This is a genomic window from Xenorhabdus bovienii SS-2004 (assembly GCF_000027225.1).
Lineage (GTDB): Bacteria > Pseudomonadota > Gammaproteobacteria > Enterobacterales > Enterobacteriaceae > Xenorhabdus > Xenorhabdus bovienii_C.
Genome location: NC_013892.1, coordinates 1,524,462 through 1,550,691, shown reverse-complemented (window position 1 = coordinate 1,550,691; position 26,230 = coordinate 1,524,462). Strand labels below are relative to the sequence as shown.

General features: G+C 49.9%; 16 protein-coding genes and 3 pseudogenes. 6 read left to right on the top strand and 13 right to left on the bottom strand.

The window, feature by feature from the left end; translation table 11 throughout:
• Positions 1 to 19: 19 nt before the first annotated feature.
• A complete protein-coding gene (gene tesA, locus XBJ1_RS06830; RefSeq protein ID WP_173346409.1) occupies positions 20 to 652 on the bottom strand; it encodes a multifunctional acyl-CoA thioesterase I/protease I/lysophospholipase L1 in 633 nt (210 codons plus the stop codon).
• Between tesA and ybbA the strand changes: the two genes are divergently transcribed.
• Together ybbA and ybbP are read left to right on the top strand one after the other, a co-directional pair.
• Complete coding sequence (gene ybbA / locus XBJ1_RS06825; protein ID WP_012988091.1) at positions 623 to 1,309, top strand: putative ABC transporter ATP-binding protein YbbA; 687 nt, start codon at positions 623 to 625, stop codon at positions 1,307 to 1,309. The two genes, tesA and ybbA, sit on opposite strands and share 30 nt — an antisense overlap.
• Complete coding sequence (gene ybbP, locus XBJ1_RS06820) at positions 1,306 to 3,738, top strand: putative ABC transporter permease subunit YbbP (protein ID WP_012988090.1); 2,433 nt, start codon at positions 1,306 to 1,308, stop codon at positions 3,736 to 3,738. Before ybbA ends, ybbP begins: the two co-directional genes overlap by 4 nt.
• A gap of 96 nt (positions 3,739 to 3,834) precedes the next feature.
• On the opposite strand, the gene XBJ1_RS06815 is transcribed toward ybbP, so the two are convergent.
• From XBJ1_RS06815 to XBJ1_RS06785, 7 genes are all read right to left on the bottom strand, one after another.
• On the bottom strand, positions 3,835 to 4,890 hold the full coding sequence (locus XBJ1_RS06815) for an LLM class flavin-dependent oxidoreductase (protein ID WP_012988089.1): 1,056 nt from the start codon (positions 4,888 to 4,890) through the stop codon (positions 3,835 to 3,837).
• A 43-nt stretch (positions 4,891 to 4,933) separates the two neighbouring features.
• The gene (locus XBJ1_RS06810) at positions 4,934 to 6,211 is read right to left on the bottom strand and encodes a CynX/NimT family MFS transporter (protein WP_012988088.1); all 1,278 of its coding nucleotides are present in this window, start codon (positions 6,209 to 6,211) and stop codon (positions 4,934 to 4,936) included.
• Positions 6,212 to 6,266: 55 nt separating this feature from the next.
• Positions 6,267 to 6,992: an outer membrane protein OmpK gene (locus XBJ1_RS06805; RefSeq protein WP_230578726.1), complete on the bottom strand. Its 726-nt coding sequence runs from the start codon at positions 6,990 to 6,992 to the stop codon at positions 6,267 to 6,269.
• 603 nt (positions 6,993 to 7,595) lie between these two features.
• Positions 7,596 to 8,290, bottom strand: a protein-coding gene (locus XBJ1_RS20675) for an IS1 family transposase (protein WP_143827612.1) whose coding sequence is annotated in 2 segments (ribosomal slippage) — positions 7,596 to 8,035 and positions 8,035 to 8,290 — 696 coding nt in all. Because the reading frame shifts where the segments join, the coding sequence is not laid out codon by codon here.
• 45 nt (positions 8,291 to 8,335) lie between these two features.
• A complete protein-coding gene (locus tag XBJ1_RS06795) occupies positions 8,336 to 8,587 on the bottom strand; it encodes a DUF262 domain-containing protein (RefSeq protein ID WP_041573264.1) in 252 nt (83 codons plus the stop codon).
• Between the two features lie 118 nt (positions 8,588 to 8,705).
• A complete protein-coding gene (locus XBJ1_RS06790) occupies positions 8,706 to 9,248 on the bottom strand; it encodes an IS630 family transposase (protein WP_343232783.1) in 543 nt (180 codons plus the stop codon).
• Positions 9,208 to 9,531, bottom strand: coding sequence for an IS630 transposase-related protein (locus tag XBJ1_RS06785; protein ID WP_012988084.1), 324 nt, complete (start codon positions 9,529 to 9,531; stop codon positions 9,208 to 9,210). Before XBJ1_RS06785 ends, XBJ1_RS06790 begins: the two co-directional genes overlap by 41 nt.
• Positions 9,532 to 9,710: 179 nt before the next feature.
• On the opposite strand from XBJ1_RS06785, the gene XBJ1_RS06780 reads away from it, so the two are divergent.
• Positions 9,711 to 9,983, top strand: coding sequence for an AbrB/MazE/SpoVT family DNA-binding domain-containing protein (locus tag XBJ1_RS06780; protein WP_012988083.1), 273 nt, complete (start codon positions 9,711 to 9,713; stop codon positions 9,981 to 9,983).
• Between the two features lie 94 nt (positions 9,984 to 10,077).
• The gene (locus XBJ1_RS19620; RefSeq protein ID WP_012988082.1) at positions 10,078 to 10,356 is read left to right on the top strand and encodes a type II toxin-antitoxin system PemK/MazF family toxin; all 279 of its coding nucleotides are present in this window, start codon (positions 10,078 to 10,080) and stop codon (positions 10,354 to 10,356) included.
• A gap of 80 nt (positions 10,357 to 10,436) precedes the next feature.
• Here XBJ1_RS19620 and XBJ1_RS06775 read toward each other — a convergent pair.
• Positions 10,437 to 10,774, bottom strand: a pseudogene (locus XBJ1_RS06775) (recombinase family protein); the annotation flags it as partial.
• On the opposite strand from XBJ1_RS06775, the pseudogene XBJ1_RS21330 reads away from it, so the two are divergent.
• Together XBJ1_RS21330 and XBJ1_RS21325 are read left to right on the top strand one after the other, a co-directional pair.
• Positions 10,770 to 10,988: pseudogene (locus tag XBJ1_RS21330) on the top strand (IS66 family transposase); the annotation flags it as partial. The pseudogenes XBJ1_RS06775 and XBJ1_RS21330 overlap by 5 nt on opposite strands.
• Positions 10,960 to 11,163, top strand: a complete 204-nt coding sequence (locus XBJ1_RS21325; RefSeq protein ID WP_071822454.1) for a hypothetical protein — start codon at positions 10,960 to 10,962, stop codon at positions 11,161 to 11,163. The pseudogene XBJ1_RS21330 and the gene XBJ1_RS21325, both read left to right, overlap by 29 nt.
• Before the next feature lie 49 nt (positions 11,164 to 11,212).
• Here XBJ1_RS21325 and XBJ1_RS06765 read toward each other — a convergent pair whose 3' ends face one another.
• From XBJ1_RS06765 to XBJ1_RS06755, 4 genes and pseudogenes are all read right to left on the bottom strand, one after another.
• Positions 11,213 to 14,011, bottom strand: coding sequence for an RHS repeat protein (locus XBJ1_RS06765; protein WP_012988079.1), 2,799 nt, complete (start codon positions 14,009 to 14,011; stop codon positions 11,213 to 11,215).
• A gap of 79 nt (positions 14,012 to 14,090) precedes the next feature.
• The gene (locus XBJ1_RS22970; RefSeq protein WP_430515366.1) at positions 14,091 to 16,571 is read right to left on the bottom strand and encodes a toxin TcdB middle/C-terminal domain-containing protein; all 2,481 of its coding nucleotides are present in this window, start codon (positions 16,569 to 16,571) and stop codon (positions 14,091 to 14,093) included.
• Positions 16,572 to 17,582: 1,011 nt separating this feature from the next.
• Positions 17,583 to 18,431 (bottom strand): annotated as a pseudogene (locus tag XBJ1_RS22965) (SpvB/TcaC N-terminal domain-containing protein); the annotation flags it as partial.
• 156 nt (positions 18,432 to 18,587) lie between these two features.
• Complete coding sequence (locus tag XBJ1_RS06755) at positions 18,588 to 26,141, bottom strand: neuraminidase-like domain-containing protein (RefSeq protein WP_012988077.1); 7,554 nt, start codon at positions 26,139 to 26,141, stop codon at positions 18,588 to 18,590.
• Between the last annotated feature and the right edge of the window lie 89 nt (positions 26,142 to 26,230).

Sequence of the window (26,230 nt, the reverse complement as noted above, 5' to 3'; positions counted from 1 at the left end):
TTACTATTAATAAATATTTTTACTTAAAGGGGATGTATGCTGACAGTTGGTTAGACATCCAATGGGTAATAAAAGGTTGTGCGAATTGGTTGGGGTGCAGGCCATCATCTTGTATCCATTCCGGCTTGATAGCAACGTGTTCCATGAAAAAGGGTAACAGTGGGATCTGATTACGCTCCGATAATGAAGGATAAATCTTAGTGAAAGATTGGGTGTAGCGTTTTCCATAATTTGGCGAAATACGAATCTGCATTAATAAAGGCTGAGCATCTGCCTGTTTAATCAAAGTAATGATCTTTTGCAAATCTTGTTCTATTTGTTGAACGGAAAAACCACGCAGACCATCGTTACCGCCGAGTTCAACCAAAACCCATTTAGGGTTGTGCTGTTTCAACAATTCAGGCAGGCGTTCAAGACTCTGTGCCGTGGTATTACCGCTGATACTGCCGTTCACAATAGCCGTTTTATTGCCGGATTGATGCCATTCTTTTGCCATGAGAGTCGGCCAGGATTGCTCAACAGGCAGGCGATAACCGGCGCTAAGGCTATCACCCAATATAAGCAGGGTATCCGCTGCGGCTGCTCTGGCGCTGCATAGCACCAATAATAAAAGGAAACATACATGGCTGTAGAAAGTATTCTTGAAGTTCATCATCTCACTAAACATGTTGGTCAGGGGGAACAGGTAATTAATATATTGCAAGGTGTTGAGCTGGTTGTCGAGCCTGCGCAGACAATTGCCTTGATTGGAGAATCGGGATCAGGGAAATCAACCCTTCTGGGTATTATTGCGGGGCTGGATGATGGCAGCGGCGGCGAAGTCCACTTATTGGGGCAAAACATCAGTCGTATGAACGAAGAACAAAGGGCGCAGCTACGGGCAAAAAATGTAGGTTTTGTTTTCCAGTCGTTTATGTTGATCCCAACTTTAAACGCGCTGGAAAACGTCCAATTACCCGCGCTGCTTCGCGGTGAATCGGAAAATCAAAGTCGTCAGAATGCCATTGAATTACTTAAACAGTTAGGATTAGGGCAACGCCTGAAACACATGCCAGCCCAACTTTCGGGGGGAGAGCAGCAGCGGGTTGCTCTGGCACGGGCATTCAGTACCCGCCCCAAAATCCTGTTTGCCGATGAGCCGACCGGTAATCTTGATCGTCAAACGGGTGATCGCATCGCGGATCTCTTATTTTCCCTTAATCACGATTACGCCACCACGTTGATTTTGGTAACCCATGACAGCCGGCTTGCAGCCCGTTGCCAGCGTCGTTTACGTCTGGTGGATGGAACATTGCAGGAGGAAGTATGATCTGGCGCTGGTTTTGGCGTGAATGGCGGACACCATCGCTATTAATTGTCTGGCTGTCCCTGACGTTGGCCGTGGCCTGTGTGCTGGCATTAGGGAGCATCAGCGATCGGATTGATCAGAGCGTTCATTACCAGAGCCGTGATTTTCTGGCGGGTGATCTGGTATTGCAGGCTTCTTATCCCGTTGATGAATCCTGGTTGAAACAGGCACAGGAACGAGGGCTGACATTGAGCCGCCAGATCTCATTTTCGACCATGACCTATGCGGGAGACGTTCCGCAACTGGCTCAGGTGAAAGCGGCTGATGAACATTATCCGCTGTATGGTGAACTGGAAACCCACCCACAGGGATTGAAACCGGAAAAAGGTTCAGTGCTGGTCGCTCCCCGCTTACTGGTGCTATTGGGTATTAAAGTAGGGGATAGTCTTGACGTGGGTGATGCGGTATTGAAGATCCGTGGTGAGCTGCTTCAGGAACCTGATAGTGGCTTCAATCCATTCCAGCTTTCTCCGCGTATTTTAATCAATATTGAAGATGCCAAAGCGACAGGCGCGATCCAACCGGGAAGCCGCCTGACTTATCGCTATATGTTTTCCGGCTCACCAGAGTCCATACAATCATTCCAGCAATGGATTGACCCACAATTAAAAGCGGATCAACGTTGGCTCACATTGAAACAGGACAGCGGCGCACTGGCTCAGTCTATTGATCGCGCCCAGCAATTTTTGCTGCTGTCGGCACTGTTAACGTTGTTGCTTGCGGCGGCGGCGGTAGCTGTTTCGATGACGCACTATTGCCGCAGCCGTCATAACCTGATTGCGATCTTGAAAACACTGGGGGCAGGGCGTTGGGCGTTGCGTCAGTGGATCGTCGGGCAGTGGCTGGTGATATTGCTCGCTGCCATTGTTGTCGGCTCCATTTTAGGTTTGATTTTTGAATCCGCTTTGATTCGGGTTCTGGCTGCGATGCTGCCAAAAACGTTACCGGAAGCGGGTATGTGGCCGTGGATGTGGGCAATAGGTTCGCTGCTGGGGATTGCTCTGCTGGTGGGAATTCGCCCTTATCGTCAGCTAATGGCGACGCAGCCGTCACGGGTATTGCGTAGTGATATCACTGCGGCGATCTGGCCGTTACGTTACTACCTGCCCACCGTGGCGCTGATTATGACGGGGGGATTAGTACTACTGGCTGGCACTAAGCCGCTCCTATGGTCATTGCTGGCGGGTGTGCCGGTTGTCGCTTTGCTGCTGGCAATATTGGGCTGGGGTGGTTTATGGCTGCTGCGTCGCATGAAATTTCGCCAGCTCAGTTTACGTTTGGCAGTTAATCGGCTGCTGTGCCGCCCGTTCCAGACTATGACGCAATTGGCTGCATTTTCGCTGTCATTCATGTTACTGGCATTACTCGTGATGGCGAGGGGAGATTTATTAAGCCGATGGCAGCAGCAATTGCCACCGGATAGCCCGAATTATTTCCTGATCAACATGACTCAGGCACAAATTCCACCAGTGAATGACTTACTGGCGAAATATCAAGTGAAGCCGACTGAGTTCTATCCTGTGGTTCTGGCGCGTTTGACGGAAGTGAATGGGCAGTCGGCGATTGAATGGGCTGACGAAAGGCATCCCAAGAGCACGACAGTGCGTCGCGAACTCAATCTGACATGGAAGGCCGAATTACCCCCCTTCAATACTCTCGTGGAAGGAACGTGGCCACCGAAACCGAAGGAAGTGTCCATTGAGCAGGGCGTAGCAGAACAGCTGCAAATTAATGTGGGTGATAAACTGACATTTACGGGTAACACACAGACATTTCAGGTCAGTGTGAGTAGCATCCGTAAGGTTGATTGGGAAAGCCTGCATCCGAACTTCTTCTTTATTTTTTCCAAAGAGACGCTGGATAATCAGCCTCAGACATGGTTGACCAGTTTTCATTATGAAGGAGATGGGCGGCTTCTCACGGAAATAAATCGTCATTTCCCGACCATTAGTATGCTGGACATTGGGACTATGCTTAAACAAATACAGGGGATCTTGCAGCAAATCAGTCAGGCGCTGGAAATTATGGTTGTTCTGGTGATGATTTGTGGTGCGCTGCTTCTGCTGGCACAGATTCAGGTAGGCATGAGCCAACGGCAGCTTGAGCTGGTGGTTTATCGTACTTTGGGGGCGAGCAAAAAACTGTTGCGGCGCACATTGTGGAGCGAATTTGCCTTGCTGGGTTTCATGGCAGGTCTGGCTGCGGCATTGGGTGCGGAAGTGGCACTCTGGCTGTTGCAGACAAAAGTGTTTGAGTTCCCGTGGCAACCGCAATGGCAGATGTGGTTCCTGCTTCCTATCATCAGTAGTCTGCTGCTTTCATTGTGCGGTAGTTGGTTAGGGATTCGATTATTACGTGGTAAAGGGCTGCACCGGCGTTTGCCGGAATAAACCGAACTATTAATAATAAATGGGAAACCGTTCATATGAGGTTTCCCATTTGTCAAAGGAATCATGATTGGCTGGCAGGTGAATGGGATAGGCCAATCAGCCGAACTCAGCTCTCAATTTGGGCAGGATCTGATCGCCGAATACCTTCAATCCTTTAATATAATCAGGGAAAATTAACATCAGGCCATCCAGTTCACAGGAGTGTAGTAAATCTGACAGTTGCTTGTAACAGGTGTCTGGCGTACCAATGGCGGTATGGGTCATGAAAGCATTTTGTGATCGTTCAACCATGGCATTGTTTTTACCATCTACATCGACACCAAAACTGTGCATCATATTTCTGACCGCTTCCACATCCAAACCTTGGCGATAAAACTGAGCGAGAGTTTCAGCATAGGCATCGGTTTCGGCACAAATAACTGTACACATGCAGAAAGTTTTGGTGGTTGTGTTGCAGTCTGATGCGATGCGTTTGGCAGTTAAACTAATTTTGCGGGTTTCTGCCTCATCCTTGCCCCCGATAAAACAGACATCAGTATGACGTACACTGAAATGGAGGCCACGTTCGGATTGGCCGGCACAAACCAGATAAGGACGGGGCAGTGAAAGAGGTTTAGGTTCAGAAACACACTGTTTCAGGTGAAAATAGGTTCCTTCATGATCAACATGTTTTTCACGCCAGAGCCTTTTGACCAATTGTGTCCACTCTTCGGTCATGGCGTAGCGCTGGTCATGATCCAGACTGCCATCCCATTCGCCCATTTGTTCAAACTCATCTTTGAAAGAGCCGGAAACAATATTCAGCCCTGCACGTCCCTGACTGATATGATCCAACGTGGCGATCATTTTGGCCGTCACTGCGGGATTGTGCAGCCCCGCATGAACCGTGGCGATCAACTTAGCGCGGTGAGTGACCTCAGCGATGCCGGCCATCATCGTGACAGATTCGAGTGAGCTACCCCAATGGTCTGTTTCCCCGCCAAACCCGCGCCATTTACCCATGGACATAATGAAATCAAGGCCAATCTGATCGGCCAGAATGGCAGCCTCCCGGTTTTGTTGATAAGACGCATCCAGTGGCGGCGTGTTTTTGGAGATGATCCACCCGCCTTTAGCGATGGGCAGGAATACACCGAACTCTTTCTTTGACATCACTATTTCCTTGTTTGTGCACGGTTTCAGTTCGTCTATTACCCTATTCGGTGAATGGGGAATTGTCGACTAAACGCTTTTTCATTTTTTGAGCAGGCGGTTTCATCATCAATGTTACGACAAGAACAACACATACGGGGATGGCAATAATGAGGAAAGCCGAAGTAAAACTGCCTGAATAATCTTTAACCGCCCCGGCAAAAAAAGGTGCCAGACAAGCCAGAGTAGAAATCAGGTTCATGACCGAAAACAACTCCAGATAAGGCTTACGTCCAAAATAATTGGCAAGCAGGACACTGGAGGCGAGGAAAGTCATCCCATAGCCCATACCGACAAATAGCGTAAATCCAATCAAGAAAGGCCATGAAGACGCGATACTCAGCGAGATCAAACCAATAATGATGACGGTCAGGCTGCCAATCAGCAATTTTTTCGGATCAAGCCACTCGCCTACCGCGCCTCCGGCCAGTCTTGAAAAAGCATTGATAAAGGCCATTGAACTCAGCAGCCCTGCGGCGATAGCTTCACTGAAGCCATTCTCGATAATGTGCGCAACGGCAAAACTGTTAACTGTAATACCACACCATAAAAACGCAGTGTAAGTGGCGGCAATGGCATAGAATTGCCATGTACGCAGCGCTCTCCGTGCAGTCCAGCGCTGTTTAGTGCGATAAATTTTCAGGGGGTTCTGGCTATTGTGCTTTTGATTAACGGCCTTGGCATGGGCAACTTCCCGTTTGCCTTCTTGCAGGATAAATATAGTCAGAAGTACAAATACGGTCAGAACAATGGCGGAAATCATCCAGTGCATACGCCATGTTCCCCAGACACGGGTGGCCAGAAAATAGATCCACGGGCCAATGACGCCCCCCAGCCCACCGATGGTGAAATAGAAACCAAAGGCAAGGGACTGTTTTTCATATAACCGTGAAATGACATAAGTGCCGGGAACTGTCGCTAAAAAGGTAAATCCGATACCCAATAAGGCTGTCCCGATAAAATAAGATAAAATGACATGGGTGTTATACAGATGATAGAAACCGGCAAGAAAAATCAGCAGACCAATGAAGAGGGTGAAGCGGACACCAATCTTACGGATGAACAATGTTGGCAGAAAACTGGAAAGTCCACAGGTCAGGCCAAGCAGAGAGAATCCCAAACCTGCATTCGTCCAGTTCCAGCCCAGCTCGTTGATCATGCTGGGCAGAACAACGCCCAATGACGTAAAGGTTGTTGCTGTGGATAAAAAATATACCATACCTAAAAGTACCAGCAAAAACCACTGATAAGTACGCCCGAATTTGTCGTGTTGAATGGACATTGTGACCCCATAAAAGGCTATAAACCACTAAAAACGGCACTATTTTATGTGTTTATTAGAAAAAGCTGTATCGAATAAACACGCCATAGCTGAATTGGTTCGTGCGATAGTACGGTGTATCTTTTATTTTGTACTTATTCTTGGTTGTATTCAGAACAAGGCCTGTCCATAAATGCCCTGATTGATAGCCCAGTTTTTTCCCCAAGTCATAATGCAATTCTGGCTTGAACTCCAGCATTTCAGGATTATCGTGTAACCCAAGCGTATAATCTAACGTCCCTACGATCCGAAAATCCCCCAATTGATTATTGAAAGGAATGGCATAGTCAATATGAATTCGTTGATCGTTCCAATTTCCTTTTGCATTATTTTCAAAATAAAACAGGGTACGCAGCCAGCTAAACCCGGGGACTTGCCAGTCAAGGCTGATACCGGGGAAATAATCGTATTTTACGTTTTTGGTTTTGGCAATCCACTGGGCAAACAGCACATCTTTTAACGGGCCATAGGAAAGATCATACCCCGTTATCTTGCTGGCACTGAGTCTGGGGACGAATTTATAGTAATAGGTGCTTTTATCGTCTTGATAGTCATGTTGCAGCGAATTTTGCCAAATACTGTAAACATACATATCGCCAATTTTGTAATCACCATACGCCTCTATAATGGGAGAGATCGTTTTCTGAGGGGCAACTTTATTTTCGAATTGTAGGTAAAGGCTGGTGTCAATGGATTGAAAATTGACGAAATCGCTTGCCTGAGCATGATTTGTAAAAATCAATAATGGTATCAATGACAAGTTTATTTGGTTTGAAACAATACTTTTTAAAGTATGGTATATTGATTGCACCCGATAAAGTACATTAAATAATAGAAAGTATTGTGATCTTTTTTGACAGAATTGTAAACGGTTTTCTATTTTGTGTTTATTGAGAGAAAATAACATGTAATAATCCATTTGTATTATAAAACAAATACTAAAATTAATTTTTAACTAGCTGAAGGAGAATGTCAAGTATTATTCTCTCTTATTTAAAATAATAAATATAGTTAATTGTTTAAATGAAATAATTTTTAATAATACTTATTAAAGTATGGCTGTAAGTCTTATTTGCATAAGTTTAAAAATTAATTTAAATAAATTTTTTATTGGTTTAATAAGAAATTTTATAATGGATTAGTGAATTTATTGGTTTTTATTTTATTGAGATATTTATCGTGGATTTAATTTGTATAATGCTGTTACTTAGAGTGTATCCCAATAGGAGATATTTGATATTATAGTCAGCCTGTTTTTTTACATTTAGGGGATTTTTTCATGAATAAGAAATCAATAGCCCAATGGTTCATTTCTGGGTCATGTATTAAATGATTAGATTAGGTATTAAAAATAATGTTCACGTTCAATAAAGGTTCCTATCACTTTATCGTGCATTTCTTCCGATTTTGAATACCCAATGGTTTTTCTATTCAGCCTTTTGATTCGGGTACGATGCGTTAAATTCGTTCTCTCTATACGCTGAGTAAACGCCTTTCCAGTCAAGTGCTCTTCCTCGGGAAGTGGGTCATAAACAACATAGTCATCCGTGCAGTAAAACCGAATAGTAAAGGAAGATAAGAGGGTAAGCAGCTTGTCTAACGTTTTTCGACTGCGATCGCCAAAAACATGAGCCACTATTCGCTTCAGGCGGGGTTCCCAAGCATACCAAAGCCAGCGTTGGTTTTTCTTATTGCCGACAAACGACCATTGCTCGTCGATTTCACAGACAATCTGGATGCCACATTCCGCAAGGGGAAGTGTCGTTACGTTTCGGGGTCTGAGGTTTTTAATGTTTTCATGACGGTGGCGGTGGCGACTTTCAGGATCCGAGCGGTGTCACGAATTCCCCCGTTATTCATCGCGATATCGACAATCTGTTCTTTAACGCCGGGTTTGCAGGCCTGATAGGTATACGCCAACTGAAAGACCTTACAGCAGCTATAACAGCGATAACGAGGATGTCCGCCATTTCCTTTCCCATGTCCTTTGACCTGTTCTGATTTGTGGCAATAACGGCAATAGACATCAACTTTGGCCATACTTCATCCTTAAAAAGCCGGAAGCATATCACAGCAACTAACCATTTAATACATGACCGGTATGTTAAGTATTAGGCTTTCTATTAGCCGAGATGAAGCCTCCGTTGTCCAGCGATGTCTGCGCTGATAATCAGGATTAAGCTTTATTGTTTTACGGTCTATTTTTTTTACTAATGTCTCTAAGTCATACTCTATGTTCTGGGTTTTTACAGTTCTTTCTTTGGCTTTTTTCTGTAAGTCAGCTAATTGATATTTCAATGTCATGTTATAAACCTCAAAAAATAAAGTATGTAGCATTCTACATCACCACTTACACCTAGGTGAACTAAAACAAGCCTATATCTGTAGTGGCCTACAATCAACAACAGTTTTCGATTGTAGGTCACTACATATAGCAGAATCAACATAACCTGACCTATTCAATATGCTCCGTAAACAACTCATCAACTGAACATCTTTTTTGCCTCCTTATCGCTTTTGCTCCGCCCCATTTGTGTTCTATAGGGTTTAAATCCGGATTATAAGCGGGAAGCCATTCCAGTTGACATCTGCTGTCTGCTATCGCTTGTGTCGTGTCATTCCGTTTATGGAAAGGCGCATTATCCATCACTATCACTGCTCCGTGTGGAAGCTTTGGCAGCAAATCTTGCGTCATCCACGCATAAGAAACATCGGCATTAATATTCCCGGTAAATAAGCTTAAGGTGACGAAGGTATTTTCGAGAATGGCGCCAATGACGTTGAGACGGCCTTTTGCGTGCCAGTCATGCGTACCAAAACAGCGTAACCCTTTTTCCGAATACCCCTGTTTACGTGGCATCGATTGAGCAAAACCACTTTCATCCAAATAAACAAGGGGTCTGCCAGTCTGTTCATCATCGCTGATGTGCTCGATAAATGCCTGACGAGATTGAGGATCAGCGCGAGGGTGTTGGAGCGTTTTTTTTCGGGGTGATATTCAGCCGTTTCAAGGCGTAATGAATAGCCGATTGTGAAACACCTAAACGTTTTGCTCTTTCCCATTGATAGTCATCAGGAAAATTTTGGACATCCGCAATGAGTACCTCATCAGGGATTTTCGTGGCGGGTTTATCGCGGGTCATGCAAGGTTCTATTTTATTGCACCACCGGAACAAGGTACGCATGGAGATTTCAAAATGGGCACTCGTTTGTTCGAAAGTCAACGAATGCTTGTCTTTGTATGCCAGTACTCGCTTTCGAAAATCTAAGCTGTAGCCCATCTCATTTTATGCCTTGTTATCTTAGAGTTAGATATTATGTCATATTAATATGATTTAGCTATAGTTCAAACTGACACCAATGTTTAGTGTACTATTTTTTCCTCATTCTGTTGGGAGCCTTATTTAAAGCAAAAAGTGTGACTTTGTGAGATAAAGTTACACATTGATTGGAGGTTATTATGGCAATAACACGTTTACGTCAACAGGGCGGGGCAGTGGTTGTCACAATCCCTAGTGACGTTGCAACAGCAACGGGGTGGTCAGTAGGTACAAAATTGGATGTAAAAACGTCAGGCGACGGAATAAGCATCAAACCAACAGGTAGAATAGCCAGAGGCAGGAAGTCTCTTTCTGAGTTGTTGCAAGGCATTGATGAAACAGAAGTGCGGACTTTCAACGAAGCAACAGGCGATGATCTAAATTCTCATCCTGTTGGTAATGAGGTGATTTAATGGTGCGTAGAAGGAGCGTCCCAAGCAAAGGTGAAATCTGGCATGCTAACGGCGACCCCGTTAGCGGCAGGAGTTTAAAGGGGTCCATTACTATCTGGTTATCTCTGAATTTGCACTGAATCAAAAGTTAGACACTGCACTTTGTGTTCCAATTACCAGTGGTGGAGGGCTAGCACGTTCTGAAGCTATTACCGTATATCTAGATGGCTCAAGTATCGATACCGGAAAAATTACCAGTGTTGCGCTTTGCTACCAGATTCGTTCACTTGATTTGAATGAACGCAAAGCTAGCTATTCAGCACAAGCTGAACCTAATGTCGTTGATGAAGTCTTAGCTAAAGTAATCGATATTTTAGATCCTCAATTAAATTGAGTGTCAAATTTTGGTTACTCCCCATGATGGCACGGAAAATCAATACAGTAACCCAATCGAGGGAAAGTCCCTTTCATTCGCTAAGTGTGCGTTGATGCCGGCACCCATCGGTACAGCGTAGGAACTGATACGCCAAGGTTCTTGGCGACGTCCTTGGGTGGAACACCGCTGGTCAGCAGTTTCTTGGCCGACTCGATCTTGCTGTCTGTCATCTTGGGCTTGCGGCTAAGCTGACGGGCGACATCCAGCCCGGCACGGGTGCGCTCGACGATCAGCTCACGCTCCATTTCGGTGAGGCTGGCCATGACGTAGAAGAAAAACCGGCCTGATGGCGTGTCGATGGAGTCGGTCAGGCTTTTGAACTGTGGACGCTTTACTGGTGCAGCTCGCCAACCAGATCGGTAAGCGTACGGGAGGATGGACGGCTGTCGATTGACAATAACCGGACGGAAAGAGCGATCAAACCGTTTGTCATCGGGCGAAATGCGTGGCTGTTCAGTCATACTCCAAGTGGTACACAGGCGAGCGAGATCCTCTATAGCGTCATTGAAACAGCAAAAGCCAATGGGCTGATCCCCTTCGATTATGTCATGACTGGCCTGGATGAGTTATGCCAGCCAACTCCGGATTGAGAAAAACTGCGGCCATGGAAAATGGCAGAGGGCAAGGTATAATTCCCCATACGCTGACGTTTGGCTGGCGATTCAGACAGCCTCTAAGAAATGGACAATGCCGATCCAGAATTGGCGTCTGGCGATGGTTCGTTTTATGATTGAATTCGGTGACCGCCTAAACGGTCACGTCTAATAGGAAATCGCGATTACATAAAATCGTAAACAGGGTCGATTAAGAGGAATTACCCATCTTTATTTGTTGGCTTTCCCATCTGCCTAAATAATTCCTCTTTAAATTCATGAGATATAGGGGATTTTTCAATATTTTCTTTTACTGCTTTATTCACCTGGTTTACAGTTTTTCCGACGGATGATACTGCCCATAGTGCCTGACCGGCGGTAATAGGAATAGCAGCTCCAGGAACGAATACTTTTGCCACTGACAATAGCGAATTTCCAATGACGCCAACGCCAATCCCAACATTCAAGGTGCTTTTTACGTTATCCTTCGCTGTTGCCACACTTTCCATCACCTCATCCACCCCTTCAGGAGTCACTGATGTGGCTGTACGAAAGCCTTTATAAGCCTGATAAATTCTTATTGGCAAATTATTACTTGCGTCTGATACAGAGGCAATGGCTAACTTGCCTTTATCCAACTTACTCACGTCCCCGTTTTGACTGTATTTTGCTATTGTTATTAAATTCTCTTTTTGATTCATAATTGAATCATGAGCAGGAACTTCTCCTTTGGTAAGAAAGTTTTTTATAACCTTTCCTCGACCTGATAAATTTTCTTTTACCTCTTCAGTCACTGAGAATTTATTATTTTTATCAGTGACCGCCTTGTGAAATTCATGGATTTTATTATTGCCTAATGTATTTGATGATAATTGGACAGGTTCATTTTTTGATTTTGAGTGTTTATACGCTTCGTACCCCAGCGTAGCCGCACCCAATATTCCGGAGCCTACAGCCTTGGTTACAGGAGTCCACACAAGCCCTACATTGTCATACCCTGATACTGGATTATTCCTGACCATCCTGAACAGATTCAGCCCGTCCACCGTCCCAGCCGGATCTGCGCTCAACCAGCGCCCCGCCCACGGTTGATAATACCGGTAGCCATAATAATAGAGCCCCGTAGCATCCCGCTCCTTACCCGAGTAACGAACAGTTTTATAACCCGCTTCAGTCTGGTTCCTCGCCGTCCACACCGCAGTGCCACCGTACGGGTAGTACTCTTCCATACTGATAATTTGCCCGTCTCCGTCCACCTCTAGGCCGCTGCTACCAATGAGGTTGTCGTAGCTGTAGCGTATCTGGTCGTTACTGATGCTATCCGGTTTTCCGTTCTTCCAGTGCAGTACCCGCACCTGCGCACGGCCTGCTTCTCCTATCGTGATAACGTGTAGCACCTCTTTCACCGTCGTGCCATTTGTTGTGGTGTGCCGCTCCAGTCCTGACAGATACAACGTGCTCTGCGTTTGCGAGCTGTTAGCCGTCTGCTGAACGTGGGTTTTGATGATGCGCTGACTGTCCGCATCATACCGATAGGATTCCTGGTCGGAAACCTGCCCGTCACGCACCACGGGTGCCACTTTCAGCAGCTCACCGCGCGGCGTCCAGACGAGGCTCTGTCCCGGCAGCAGCTGGTTCTGCTGCCCACCTGTGGTGAACAGCGCATCCACTTCCGCTGGGTTTTCCGTCAGCGTACTTAGCACCGCCCGGTTGCTGCGATCTGAGACCGTCATCTTGGTGGTATAACTGTTGTCGTTGGCCGGGGCACTGTGACGTATCTGCGTCAGATTGTCCCCACGGTCATAATTATAGGTGCGGGAATAGTTGCTGTAGGTACTGCTATCAATGAGGGAAGGGGGGGGTAACAGAGAACTCTGTTGGCCAATATTAGCCATTTCACGCCCGGTAGCGGAAACCAGTTGGTACAGGCTATCGTAAGTATACGTGTTCTCCGGTACCACTTTCTGGTTGCGCCAGAAGCGGGTAACCTCCGCATCGTTCGCCACTTTCACCACGTTGCCCACCGGGTCGTACTCATAACGCAAGTCCTGTAACACCTTCGCCCCCTGTGCATGTCCCGGTGGGCGTTCGGTTTTTATGCCAACAAGGCGCTGGGTCTCCGGTTCGTAGGTGTAGGTGGTCACTACGCCGTTGCCGTGCGCTTCGCGTAGTTTCTGACCCGCGGCGGAATACGCCAGGGACTTCACGATGACCTGCTCTGTCCCGCCCGCAAGCCGCAGCCAGCTGCCAGTCAGCAGGCCTGCCACGTCATACGCCAGTCGCTGCAGGTTACCGGCCGCATCGGTGGTGGTCAGTACCGCACCGGTGGCATCCGCCGTGCTCAGGGTGGTGAAGCTTTCCGGTGCCAGCCGGTCGTTCCAGGCGGATTCATTGTTTCCCTGCCAGTCTGCGTCCGTACCGTCCGGCAGTAGTCGGCGAGTGACGGACAGCGGTATTCCGTTAAGCGCAATACTGTCCGTCTGGTTCAGTCCGGCAGTGTCATAGTGACGCACACACTGTCCGGCCAGGTTGCTGTTCTTCTCCGCCTCACTGTTCCCTGCCCAGACAAAACGCTCTGTGATACGGGCTACTTCGTCAGCAGGCTGTTCGGTGATACTGAGCGGGCGTCCGGGTAAAGTATCATCTTCATATTGCCATGTACGGGTGACCCCGGTTGCATTGATGGCCAGCACAGGCCGGCCGGTAATATCATTCAGCATCAGGGTATTACCCGCATCGACACTCCTTATGCGCACCACTTCGCCTGTCAGTGCCGTCTCATAAACCATATTAGGATTGATTGTATTATCCGCCTGCTGTAAGTCAAACAGGCGCGGGTCAATGCTGTGCGCCAACTGACCGGCGAGGGTAAACCGATGGCGGGTGATCCGTTCATCGGTGGTGATGGGGGTATTTGGGTGGCGGTGATAACGGAGCTCGCGAACGGTCAACCCCCGGTTATCCAGAACCGTCACTTCCGGCGTTTTTTGATGCAGGTTATCGCCTCTGTTTACAGTCATAAGCCCTTTCCTTGATAGAGTAGTTAACCTTCCCCCGTATCTGGCAGGAAGGTGTGATTATTTAACGTTATCGTGTTAATTAAGAGAGCGTGTCGTTTTCATCCTCATTCACCACAAACCAGGGGGTCAGCAGGTTTTGACGCAAATACCCCTTGGCGGTTCTCACCTGGTATTCCCGGCCTAGTGGGTCATAACAGTGTGTATCGGCATATAAATCCTGCCGGGCACTGTCATCACTGAGGTACTGCCAGGCATTCAGGAAAAAGGGCTGGTAGGTTCGGACGGGTTGCCCTTTACCGTCATACTCTGTCCGGCCTGAGACCGCCCAGCGGGTTGGGGTATGGGCTACGAGAGGCGCCCCTTTCTCATCCGTGATCAGGCTGCCATCTGCCGCGCGTTGCCAGGCTTCTCCCGGCGCATGGTAGATTGCACTTTGCAATAAACGCCCGAAACCGTCGCTGTAAGTGACGCTCTTGCGCAGTTGCTGATCGGGATCCGTGTCATAACGGTCAGTGGCCAGCGTCAGGACATGGACGGGTTCCCGTGAATCGGCCAATGCCTGCCCATTCAGCACAATGCCCTGACGTTGCACCCAGCGACGGAAACCCAGCGCACATACCCGCTTATCTTCCGTCACCACACCCGCATCAAGCAGTGCCTGCCCCGTAAAGCCGGCTATATATTCCTGACAGGTGTGCGCCAACGGCATCCAACTCAGCGGCGCATAGACCCTGCAGTTGGCGACCGGAAGATCCGGTTTCAAGTCGAGGGCTTCCTCCACTGAGGACGGCGGCGTAAATGGGCGGTCTTCAGGCGGGGTATAACCCTGCGCAGTGCCTGCCTCTGTACCCCAGAACCGGCCGGATGACACCTGCCCCAGCGCGGTCAGCGTGATATGTTGCTGATTGTCATTGGCATCGGTTATCTGAACGGGGGTCAGGAAGCGGTAATCATAGGCGGCATCCGTGTACAGACCCGCCGCATCCTGCATACGGATGACGGCACAGTAATGGGTATCCCAATGGAGGGTGTTTTTCCCAATTTGCACCGTCGTCCGCTGAGCCAACGGACGGTAAAACGCCTCAGCCCCGCCGTAATCGGTATATCCCTGACGGGCGACCCAGACCGCCGATTCTGCCCCCGTATTGAGCGGGCGTGAAACATGCAGATAACCCGACTCGATTAATTTCTTTTCCAGGGCTTCAGGACTCAATGCGCCATTAAAGGCCTGCAAGGCCAACTCGTCAAAAACCGCGGTTTCGGTATAAGCCACCAGCGCCTGTCGGGTCGGTTTTTCTTCGGTTCCGGTCGTTCCGGTATAAGCCACGCGTTGATGCCCCACATAGGTCAGTGGCGTGCCCGGTGCTATCAAACTGTTCTCTGCCAGCAAGTCCTCCAGGGTGAAACCTTCACGGGGCACGCGCTCTGCCGGATAGGCCCAGGCATCGCTTCGCACGACATCAGGCAGTCCCAGCACCTGATATTCCGTGTCAGCCAGATGATGGTAACGCTGCCGTTGCCGGGTGAGCCGCAGCTGCTGTTGCTGCTCATCATAGCTGCTGTCAAATAACGTCGCCGGCAGCGTATCCGGGTAAGGCGAGACAGCGGGCTTAGGACGGCGGGGATAAGCAATGTCGACAGTCTCCCGTGGGAAACCGTAGCGGTCACTGTTCAGCACCACCTGCTGATGGCATTGCGGATCATCGGCAATCTGTTCGTACTGCCAGGTTCTCTGTTCAATCACACTCGGCCAGACTGTCGATGAATTACCCGGCAACCCCGTCAGAAGCCGAACCTGGGGTCGGCTGTCCATAACGGTATAGGGGATACCCGCCTGCGCGGTGCCATCATCGCCATAGACCTCACTGTGTAACGGTTGGCCTTGCAACGCCCGGTGCAGCCAGTAAGCCTCTTCCGTCGAGGGAACGAGAGTAACATCCTGTTCTTTATCCAGGTCAAAATGCGTAAAACGGCAGGTAAAGGGCGGGAAAGCCTGTTTGTCGCCTTGCCAGAATTCCTCCGCCAGCCGGGCATCAACGGTAGGAACCCCGGTGGCAAACCAGCTGATCGTGATGGCGGGCGACAGGGGATCGGTAACTGACGAATCGGTTGCCTGTGCCAGCTTGTCGGTATCTTTCTGGCTGACCCGGCCAAATCCCCGGAACTCACGCTCCCGGCCATCCCAGGCACCATGGGCATAATCCTGCTCTGAAGTCAGCCGGTTACCCGTGATTTCATCCAAGACTTTGGCACGCCACAAGACATGAACAGGGAATGGCAGATAACTGGTTACAGCACGTCCCACGTTTTCGGCCTGGTGTTTTTCATCCAGCCAGAACTGCGCCGAACTGCGGTAAAACAGGGTGGTCTCCGCGCCCATATTGTTGTTGATGGTATTCAGCAACCCGGGTTTGTGTTGAGTCATATCCAGCCGCCAGTGCCGCACAGTCATATGGGGAACAGTCAGAATAATGCTGGATACGCCCAATCCCTGCGTATCAGCGATGTGTAACTGACATGCCCGGTCAAACCGGACATGCTCAGGCAGATTGATGCGCACCGGTGCCGCAAATTGATTGCCACTTTCATTCATAAACAGCTCCAGATAGGTGCTGTGGACATAGAGAATGTCGGTCGTGCCGGAGCCGTCAATATCGGCCAGATACACCTGATCGGGATTAAAGTTTTTGGCTGAAACCGTCAATCCGGCCAGTCTGATGGGGTGTCCAAAACGGCCGTGTCCGAGATTAGGCCAGCACGTCACGCCGTCAGCGGAAATCTCCACCAGATGTTGCTGGCCGGAACCCAGCATATCGGCAAAGGCCACCAGTTTACGCGCATCTGCACCGGGGATCGGTAATGTCATGCCGTCGGACTGGATAACGGTGTTGCCTTTTTTCCAGCCCGTTGGTTGGTTAGCATACAGGCGTACACTGCGTGGCCCAATCATGACCAGATCAGCCAGTCCCGCGCCAGTCAGGTCGGCCAGTTGTGCCTGCGGGTGAAAATACTCGACCGGCAAAGCAGATAACGGGACAAAAGGAGACCACTGTCCGTTTGGCGCCATCGTGTGATAGCCATTGACTCCGGCAGAGGTGACGACCCAATCCAGCTTGCCATCCCCGTTGATGTCCATCAGTGAGGTATTATTCTGCTGGGCGGGGATCTGCGGCAGCGGTTTTATCTCCCCATAGGCCACGGTATCGCGTGCTTCTGCCGTGGTGTCACGTATAGGAGAGCGATACCACCACGCGTGAGGAGCGTCCTGATAAAGGATGCCCGGTAAGCCTTCGCCATACAGATCCACGAACTGATACGGCTGTAGGTGATTTAATTTGTCCAACTGCGGCATGGGCTGCCAGACCGGCAACGACGCCGTATCCAGCCGTTGATAATCCAGCTCCAGCGGCGGCAGGGTGACGGGCGCCCCGTCATTTTCATGGGCCACCTGACGGGCCGAAACCAAAGTACTGACACAATGGTTCAAGTCATACGCCAGCATCAGACGGGAGACCAAAGCCGGTGTTTCAGGGGCAGTGTCTTCGCCGGCTAACGCTTTTAACCGATGGAACATCAGTACCTGTCGGCACAAACGGCGGGTACGCATTTCAAAACCGTATTCGAAACGAGAAAAACAGTCTGGGCGAACAGGCCAGTTTCCAGACGTTGCCTGAAACGCAGGCACGTCATACAGCGAGCCTGCCCGTTCGCCGTAATCAAACACCAGATGGAACAGCCATTGGTCATTAGCAGGCAGCGCCTTATCCAGGGCAAACAGGCTCGCCTGTGGCGTGATATTGCCGTAGTGAACCTGCATCAAATAGCGCTGTGCACCGGATAACGGGTGCTGTCCTTTTTCAGGCTCATCGCAGCCCGCGTCATCTTCGGCACAGTATTGGTAGTAAACATGCTCACCGGTGGGCGTCACGGTCTCTTCGAGTAGCCACTGAGCAATCTGATTATCATCAGCCGGATTAGCCATCCGGGCATGGGCATTTTTGCCAAAGAGATGCACTTGACCCTCAAGGCTGAACATCACCCAGAAGGGTTTTTGTGTATTGCCCTGTTCCGGCTGCCAGTATTCCAGCCGGCTGAAATCATGGATGATGCGAGGCTGATAACGGGTCACCTGCCAGCTCTCATCTAACGTGACGCCCTGCAACTGGTTCGTGGTACGGATATCCGGCTTGCCCTGTTCGTTTGGGGCAACCTGCATTACGTCGCCCATCGGACTCAAAAAAGTATCGTTGCCCTCATAACGCGGCACCCCGTGTGAAGTCCGCAGGCTGACAGCCAGGGTGGCACAGTGCCATCCCATGCCAAAAGCGCCATTACCGCTGCCGCTGCTGTAGGTGAGAGACAGCGCAGGGGCGGTGCCGCGCCCGCTGGAAATCGGCAGCGGTAATGAAAGCGTAGCCATCCCATCAGGGCCGCCCCCGGTAAAGGTTTCCCCCATGCCACGGAGTGTACCGCCGCCTTTGGGCAGTGACGGGGTTCCAATCTGCAAAGGTGCTGTATTTTGCATATAACAATTCCTTACAGACCCCAATGGGGCCTGTATTTAAAAATATCTGGATTAAGAACGGATGGTGTAACGGATATGCAGAATAATGTCGCTCAGGCTCTGCAATATCTCTTTCTGCCGGTCGGTCGCATCCGGGAAACTCAGCGTCAGACTACCGCTGTCATCCACAGGAATACCTTCAAACGGCAGGTAGCGCGCATCGTTAAAGTCCAGCACAAATTGCCCGCTGTCATTCATCCCGTGGGAGAGGGCAATGGCGCTGCAACCGCGCGGCATCATCACGCTGCCACCATAGTTCAGTACCGCCCGGATATCTTCATACGGGCCGACCAGCGCCGGCAAAGTGACACTCACCTGCTTCAACTGACGGGTGCGACCGAGGCTTTCGGGGTAATCACCAAAAATATTCAGGTCGGACAGCCGTACCGAGGCGGCAATCTGGCCGCTGCTGAGTTTCAGTTCATTCCCGGAAGTGCCTGCGCTGCCTTTGCCTTCACTAAGAAACTGGGTGAGTTTCTCCGTCAAGCTGAAGCTGTCTGATGACAGAGCCTGGTACACCTGCACCAGCGACACGGTGCGGGTGACTTCTAATGCCCGCTCATCACGCTCCAGCCAGGCTTTCTCCATTTCTGCCAGATTCAGCAGCAACGTTTCACCCGCCATCAAACCCGCAGTAGTACCGTTCCAGGCACCGCCACGGATAAAGGTCACGCCGTTGTCACTCAGTTCGCGGCGCAGCGCTTCCTGCGCCATCAGGCAGAAGGACTGGGTCAGGTCAAAGAATTGGTAGTAGATGGCGCTCAGTTTTCCGCGCATCCAGCTGTAGAGTGCTTTATTGGTGAATTTACGCTGTAACAGCTCCAGTTGGGTTTGGGTCTGTGCCTGCTGGGTCTCCTGATATTCCACCTGCATCTGTGCCGCTTCGCGACGGATTTTCAGGGCTTCAAGCTGGGCATCCATCTGCCTGATTTCACCATCCGCGTTATCACGCTGAATTTCCCACTCCTGACGACGGCGGCGATAGGTCTCCGAACGGCTGATTTTTTCCGCGGAATACTGAGAAGCCGTCGCAGAAAGAGATATTACGGACGCCGCGGCGCGCAGCGCTGACCCCCAACGACTTCCCCCGCAGGCAAAGCCGAACACGTTTGGCACCAGGTCAGCCACCCCTTCTGCCGCTGTGAGCACCTGCCCGGCCAGGGATTGACCTGCCGCCGCATCAAACAGCGACATGGCCCGCTGCTCTCCGTGGTTGATGTCTTCGTCATACAGCTGCTGGTATTTCTCCAGACGGTTCTGCGCACTGCGCCGGCTCTCTGCCAATACAGTGATATCGGCATCCACTTCATCGACTGTCCGTTGCTGAATACGGATGCTCTGTGTGGACAGTTCCATGCCCTGCTGAAGTAACAGTGTGGTGAGTTCATCGGCATCATCATGCTCTGCCATACTGAGCAGGGAAGCCCCGAACTGGGTCAATTGCGCCCCCAGATTGCGGGCCCGCTCCAGCATCACCGGGAAGCGATATAGCGACAAGGTGCCTGTCGGTAATACACTGCCGCCCTGAGACGCCTGGACCATGCTGGTGAGCAGCGCTTGCGGATCGGTGGGTTCGGCGTAAATCGCCAGCGATAACGGCTGCCCGTCAATGGATAGATTGTTGCGCAGGTTGAACAGACGCAGACGCAGGGTTTTCCAGTAATCAGTGAGCGCCGGGTTATACTCCGGCAGGAACAAACCGACCAGCGAGTTAGCGGTGCGGGGCTGCATGGAAACCTCTCCACTGTCCAGCGCTGTAAGATCCTGCTGATAGGCTGCCTGTACAGTCTGGCTGGCTGCCATGGAAAGGGACGGTGCCGCCCACTGGCTGCTGCCGTAATCTTCCGGTTCGTCACCGAGCAATTCCAGAGTGCGCACATACCACATTTTGGCTTCATTCAGTGCATCGCGGGTCAGTTCGCGATAAGCCATATCGCCGCGCGTTATGAGCTGGTCCAGTAGGCGCATAAAGGTGGCCACTTTGTAGTGCGTCGGGTCATTTTGGGCGACAGCATCCGGATCAATGGCATCCAGCGGATTGGCATGCCAGGAGGTAGTCTCTTCCAGCGGCCGGCAGTTCCAGATCCAGGGCGCGATTTCCCCGTGAACGATATAGCCCGCCGGGTTGTAGACGTAGTTCATCCATTTGGTGGCGTCGTCGAACTGTTTTTCCTGCAGCAGGCGCTGGAAGCACATCATCGGCGTGTAATAGAACAGTTCCCAGTAATAGAGGGCGCAGGCACTGTTAAAGTCCAGCGGTTCGGTAGTTGTGCCGTTATGGGGTTGTACACCAGTGAACATACTGACATTCGAACTGCCATGGATACCTATTTTACCGCTATCATCCGTAAAGTGTGGTCCTGCCCATGGAACATCATTGGGGTTCTTCTGGGTGGTTAAAAACACCTTGGCAATGAATTTCTCATAAAGCGGTGTATCATCCAGAGGAATAAAGAGCCGAACTGCAAGCTCGGTATCTTGCAGCAGTCCTGAGTAGATGATATGAACGTTATCATCAACAACATGTTTAAGGTTAAGCTTGAACGCCCGACTGGTACCATGCGTTGCCGGATTATAAGGTGGCAGGGTGAAGGTGGCGTAGAAACCTTTGCCTAACTGCGGCTCCGGCAACTGCTGCGTCGCCATGGTCAGGATGGTATCAATGCCGGTATTCGCTCTGGACACCAGTTTAGGTGCCAGCAGGGTATTGAGGCGGATGCGATAAACTCCGAGCTGCATATACTGCACACCGGTGTCGGTCTCTTGCAGACAGAGGATATTCTCCTGACCGTAGTCAAGTTTTCTCACGGTCAGGGTCTGGCTGATTTTCCCCATCCCTTCCACTTCAAAGGTGATATCCACTGGCGCCGCGTTATTGAGATAAACCAGCCCAGCGGCATCGATGACCAGGGGCTTGAAGGTATACTGCATGCCCTCAAAGCTGTTTGGCGGCAAACTAACCGCATGATTCTCGGCGGTAAAATGGTAGGGTTTGCTGCCGGCCACGACGGTAATCTGGGTCCCCGCAGGGTTAGCCCCCGAGCCAACCTCCAGCCAGCCGCCGTATGAATAATACGATGACCAGTCTTGGAAGGGCCCAATCTTTTTGTTTCCACGATCAAAAGCATAGTAACACTTTTTAAAGTCACTTGACCTGTCGCCGCCAAGATAAGCAATTACATTTGTTCCATCTTTCGGATAAGAAGGTGCGGGGCTGATTAGAATTGGGCCAGAATCATTAATGGGGCTCAATCGCAGATATCTGAGATGAAGGGAGGGCTCATAAGAGTCTTGTACCGATATGATATAGTTTTTCGTTTTGTTATAAATCGCGATTGGCCCGCCGAGGTCTCTGACGCCGCCAGCATAGCGGGCTGAATTGGCGAGTATAAAGTCATCACCAGGTAAACCCCCGAGTCCCCCGAGTTTCATGGCGCGGATTTGTTTGCTTCTGAGTGCATTGCCACTGCCGTCATACCGGACGGTGAAGGTCGCATTCTGCAGCGTAATAGTAAAGCTTTCACTGGAAGATTGGCTGGTTATCTCCGGGATAGCCGCGTTCTCTATCACGACCAGATGCCTGTCGTCTTGGGCTGATCCCATGTTCAATGAGGTGGGTACCTCAAAATCCTGAGCGAAACGATAGCTGGCCTTTCTTACCAAATTATTATCTTTCGTGTTAATGGTATCAAAGGTATTTTTCAGCGGGCTGTAGCGGCTTAGTGCCGTACTATCCATCTGTTTCAGGGAGCCATCGCCGTAAATGACCATTCCTGCCACATTTTTATTGCTACCGCCAAAATCTGGGTAACTCTCCCCGGTTTTGTACACAAACACCAGCAGGGTGTCTTCGCCCTGAAAACCTGATGCCGCCAGCCCCAACCGTTCAGCGTCAGGCTTATCGTCAGTGACCGCCTTCACCTGCGTCGTAATATCGTAAGACCAGGGAGCACTCCAACTACCATCATGGCGCAGAAACGCCAGTTTCAGGGTAAAACGGTCAGAGGTTTTCACCGGGTCAGTGCCGTTTTCTGCCACTTCCTCTTTTTCCACCCAGATAAGGTGCAAACGCTCTTTGAACACCACCGGACGTATTACATCTTTGTATGGGGTGACCGCCGTATCAATCTTCGTCCACTCTTTCCAGGCATTGGCAGCCAGTTTACCTGCCTGCCTGCGTGAGATATCCACGTTACGCCAGTAGTAATCCGGCAGGTTTTCCCGTGTTTGCCCGACAAACCAGATCAGCCCGGAGTCACTGTTGACGTTATCGTGATAGGCGCTGACCACTTTCAGGTCCGCCACGGTTTCAAAGCGGGTCAGGTAGGTTTTAAAGGCCTCCTCCACCGTGTCCCGGCTGAGCTTGCTCTGGCTGATATTTTCCAGCAGCTCATCCATCATTCGGGTCTGCCCGATACGCTGGGTCGGGTCAATGTAGTTTTCCGGATAATAAACCAGCCGCGACACCCCACCCCAGGTGCTGTAACGGTTATTCATCGCCCAGTCGGTAAAGAACTGACGGGTTGACACATCGGCACGGGCATTCGATTCTATCCGGTTCAGCGCCCGGTTGATGTAGAGCTGAATACCGGCAATCGCTTCCGCCAGTCGGGTAGTTTTTATGGCAGAAGAGACCTGATTATCAATCAGGAAGTAGCTGTACAGGTCATCCCGGCTTTGCAGGAATATCCCTTCAGGCTGGATATTGGCCAGAAACCAATGGCACAGCACACTACTCAGGCGCTCTGCGGTATGATCTGCCAGTGCCTGAGCCTGTTGTGTACTGAGCCCGGCTTCCATATTTTCTGCCAGGGTCTGCCATTCATCCCAGGAAGGCAGATCCGACTCGGCTTTGTTCGGCACAGTCACGTAGCGGATATTGACCAGCCTACGGATAACCGATGGCATGGTGTGCAATTCTGAGGCCACATCCATCCATTGCAGCACGGCGTTGATATTCTGCCAGCTTTGAAGACTGCTCACGTCAGCACAGGCTATGGCCTGTGTCACCATACTGATGTCCAGACCCATCACCGAGGCCAGTCTGTCTGCCGTCAGCGTTTGCTGGCGCAGCATATCCAGCGTGTCAGAGCTGAGGTTACCCAGTGCGTTAATCCACTGGTGGAATCGGTAGAGTGAGAACAGGGTATCGATATTGTGCTGTCCGGCGGGTTGACTTCTCACACCCAGTACCGTGAAACCGGAAATGACCAGTACGGACAGCTCGGCTTCACTGAGACGCAACGTCTGCACGGAAAGCGACAACTGAGCCATCACATGGCAGAACTGCACCAGTTGGATAGTTTCATCAGGACTCAGCGTCTCTTTCAGCACCCGCGTCATAAATCCGGCGATATTCAGGCCGCCCGGTCGCAAATTATCTGTCCATAACAGGATATAACGCGCCATATCCGGTGACGCCAGATGCAGTGTTGCAGCAATAAACGGCGCAAGAATTTCAGCCTGGAGCTCCCGGTCGCCACCCTGCGCCATGTCTTCACTAATACGGGGTCGGAGAGTGTTAAGCAGGTTATTGATTTCCGGTGAAATATTTCCGCTAAATTCGGGTGTACATAATAACCAAAGTTCTTCAGTGGTTATTGCCGCTTCGGTTAGCCACTGCGTCACCTGATACAGCCAGATAACCAGCTGCGCCAGTTCCCCGGAAGACAGAGAAGCCGTTGCTTTGCCCCTAAACGGCGAAAAGCCATAAAGCATACACAGTTCATTGACCGTGAGCTGATGGGTATGAGCCAGTAATTTCAGACGATAAAGGGAAGAGATAACGGAGACAGAAAGCGTGATGTTATTTTTTGTATCCAGTACCCCCGCCAATCTGCCTAGCTGATACAGCTCACCGCTGTTAATTCCCAACCCACGTATCAGGGCTGAACAGGCAAAGGTCGCTGGCTCCTCATTCGGATCAATGCTGACAGTATTGCCGTCGGCTTCAAAGATTTTCCCTTTCAGCGGTGGCGTATTAAATATACGGTTAAAGTGACTGACGCTATCGTCGTCAGCATACTGATTGATGACCGATCCGTTCAGTACCTGCGCATCATCAGCGCTCAGGGCATAACGGGTACTGTAGAATAGCGTGTAGAAGACTTTGGTCAGAACCGAGTTGTTGATGATGCCCTGTGCATTATCACTGAGTACGATAGTTTGTAATTCATTCGGCGATAACTCACTAGCCAGACATAAGCGAATGGCTTTATTCAGTTTGAGAGCAAAAATGCTCAGAGGGTAACTTTCGAAGGTAAAGACAGCAGTTCCCTCAATATTTTTATTGCCACCACGATTATAAGCAAATATTGTCGCCCCATTTTTTAAATCATCAACGGTAAGCGGTGATAATATTTCACTTTGATAAACTGTATTCGCATCGGTTGGTGCAGAGATAGTACCTATAACTTTGCTATCATTGGTCGTTCCCACTCCACTTTTACGTATTGTGAGACCACCACTACTTTTTTTGAAATTGGCCCTGATAACGAAATCGCTATCACCTTTATAGAGCAGATCCCAAAAGTTCAAGTGCTTTGCATAATCTCCGCCAGGAATTCGGGTTATCTTGTAAGCGTCGAGTTTACCCTCATCGTCTGCTACCAGCCCCGTTGAAATATTATCAACATAAACAGAGGTGTTGTCAGAATAGCCGTTTTGCAAAATCCCAAGGTATTTTTGCACGTCAGAAAGTTCAAGGCCATAATGCTTGGCTATCCATGCCTGTGATGCAAAATTCTCAGGCGTGATATTTTCACTGAAGTTTTTCGCAAATAAAGTGTCAGCGTTCTCCTCCGTAATCTCTTCGGTCAATACGTGATAAAGTTCCGGCGAGATATTGGCCTGAATCGCCAGTAATGAAGCGCCTTCTGCCTGCGCCATGACTTCCGGGTTACGGGACAATGCTGACAGGGTACTGTCATGCGCCATAATGACCTGACGAACAGTCTCATAAGGCTGATGGTAAGGTGTGTCAACGGCCTTGCGGTAAGTCGACAGGATCTCCATCAAGGCGTCTGAGTCACCTCCGGTCTGGCGGGTAATATGCGCCAGCAACAGTTCGTTAGACAGTGCAAGGGTGGAAATTTCCGAGTCCATGTTATTCTGACTCAGCGTCAGGTCAGCCAGATCCGGGCGGCGATTATCAAGGTGATAAGCAGAGCTTGTGAAATGCAGATCCTTCGCCTCGCGGTACAACTCCGTGAGGTAACCGGCCGGCGAGAACATGGAGGCCACGGAGCCCGGATTGACAAAGGAAGAAGAGCGGGAGCCAAACATTTTATCATAACTGCGTGAAGCATCGTCTTGTTCAATGCCCCGGCGTATGGCGCCGGATAATTGAGGATTGGCACAGGTGAAAATACGGGCTTCCAGCAGACGATGACGTTTTTTTTGTTCAACGGCTTCACGATAGAGATAATGGCTTTCACCCCAACTGAGTTGGTCATCAAATGTTTTTCTCAGTTCACTGAAGGAAAGGTGCTGAAGGTCTGCGAGAGTCATCGTCAGACCGTCGCGAGTGGGACTGATTTTGTTTAGTAACACAGCCGTGCTGTACATAATAACCTCAATTATTATATAAAAGATGTCTCAGAAAGTTGGGTAGACAATATTTTGTAAACTACTTTCCTATGAGAGCATAAAAATCT

Bases quoted from the DNA above. Each gene is read 5' to 3' on its own strand.
- tesA (WP_173346409.1), bottom strand. From the start codon at position 652: ATGAACTTCAAGAATACTTTCTACAGCCATGTATGTTTCCTTTTATTA.
- XBJ1_RS06755 (WP_012988077.1), bottom strand. From the start codon at position 26,141: ATGTACAGCACGGCTGTGTTACTAAACAAAATCAGTCCCACTCGCGAC.
- XBJ1_RS06795 (WP_041573264.1), bottom strand. From the start codon at position 8,587: ATGCTACATACTTTATTTTTTGAGGTTTATAACATGACATTGAAATAT.
- XBJ1_RS06780 (WP_012988083.1), top strand. From the start codon at position 9,711: ATGGCAATAACACGTTTACGTCAACAGGGCGGGGCAGTGGTTGTCACA.
- ybbA (WP_012988091.1), top strand. From the start codon at position 623: ATGGCTGTAGAAAGTATTCTTGAAGTTCATCATCTCACTAAACATGTT.
- XBJ1_RS06815 (WP_012988089.1), bottom strand. From the start codon at position 4,890: ATGTCAAAGAAAGAGTTCGGTGTATTCCTGCCCATCGCTAAAGGCGGG.
- XBJ1_RS06785 (WP_012988084.1), bottom strand. From the start codon at position 9,531: ATGGGCTACAGCTTAGATTTTCGAAAGCGAGTACTGGCATACAAAGAC.
- XBJ1_RS06765 (WP_012988079.1), bottom strand. From the start codon at position 14,011: ATGACTGTAAACAGAGGCGATAACCTGCATCAAAAAACGCCGGAAGTG.
- XBJ1_RS06810 (WP_012988088.1), bottom strand. From the start codon at position 6,211: ATGTCCATTCAACACGACAAATTCGGGCGTACTTATCAGTGGTTTTTG.
- ybbP (WP_012988090.1), top strand. From the start codon at position 1,306: ATGATCTGGCGCTGGTTTTGGCGTGAATGGCGGACACCATCGCTATTA.
- XBJ1_RS21325 (WP_071822454.1), top strand. From the start codon at position 10,960: ATGAGTTATGCCAGCCAACTCCGGATTGAGAAAAACTGCGGCCATGGA.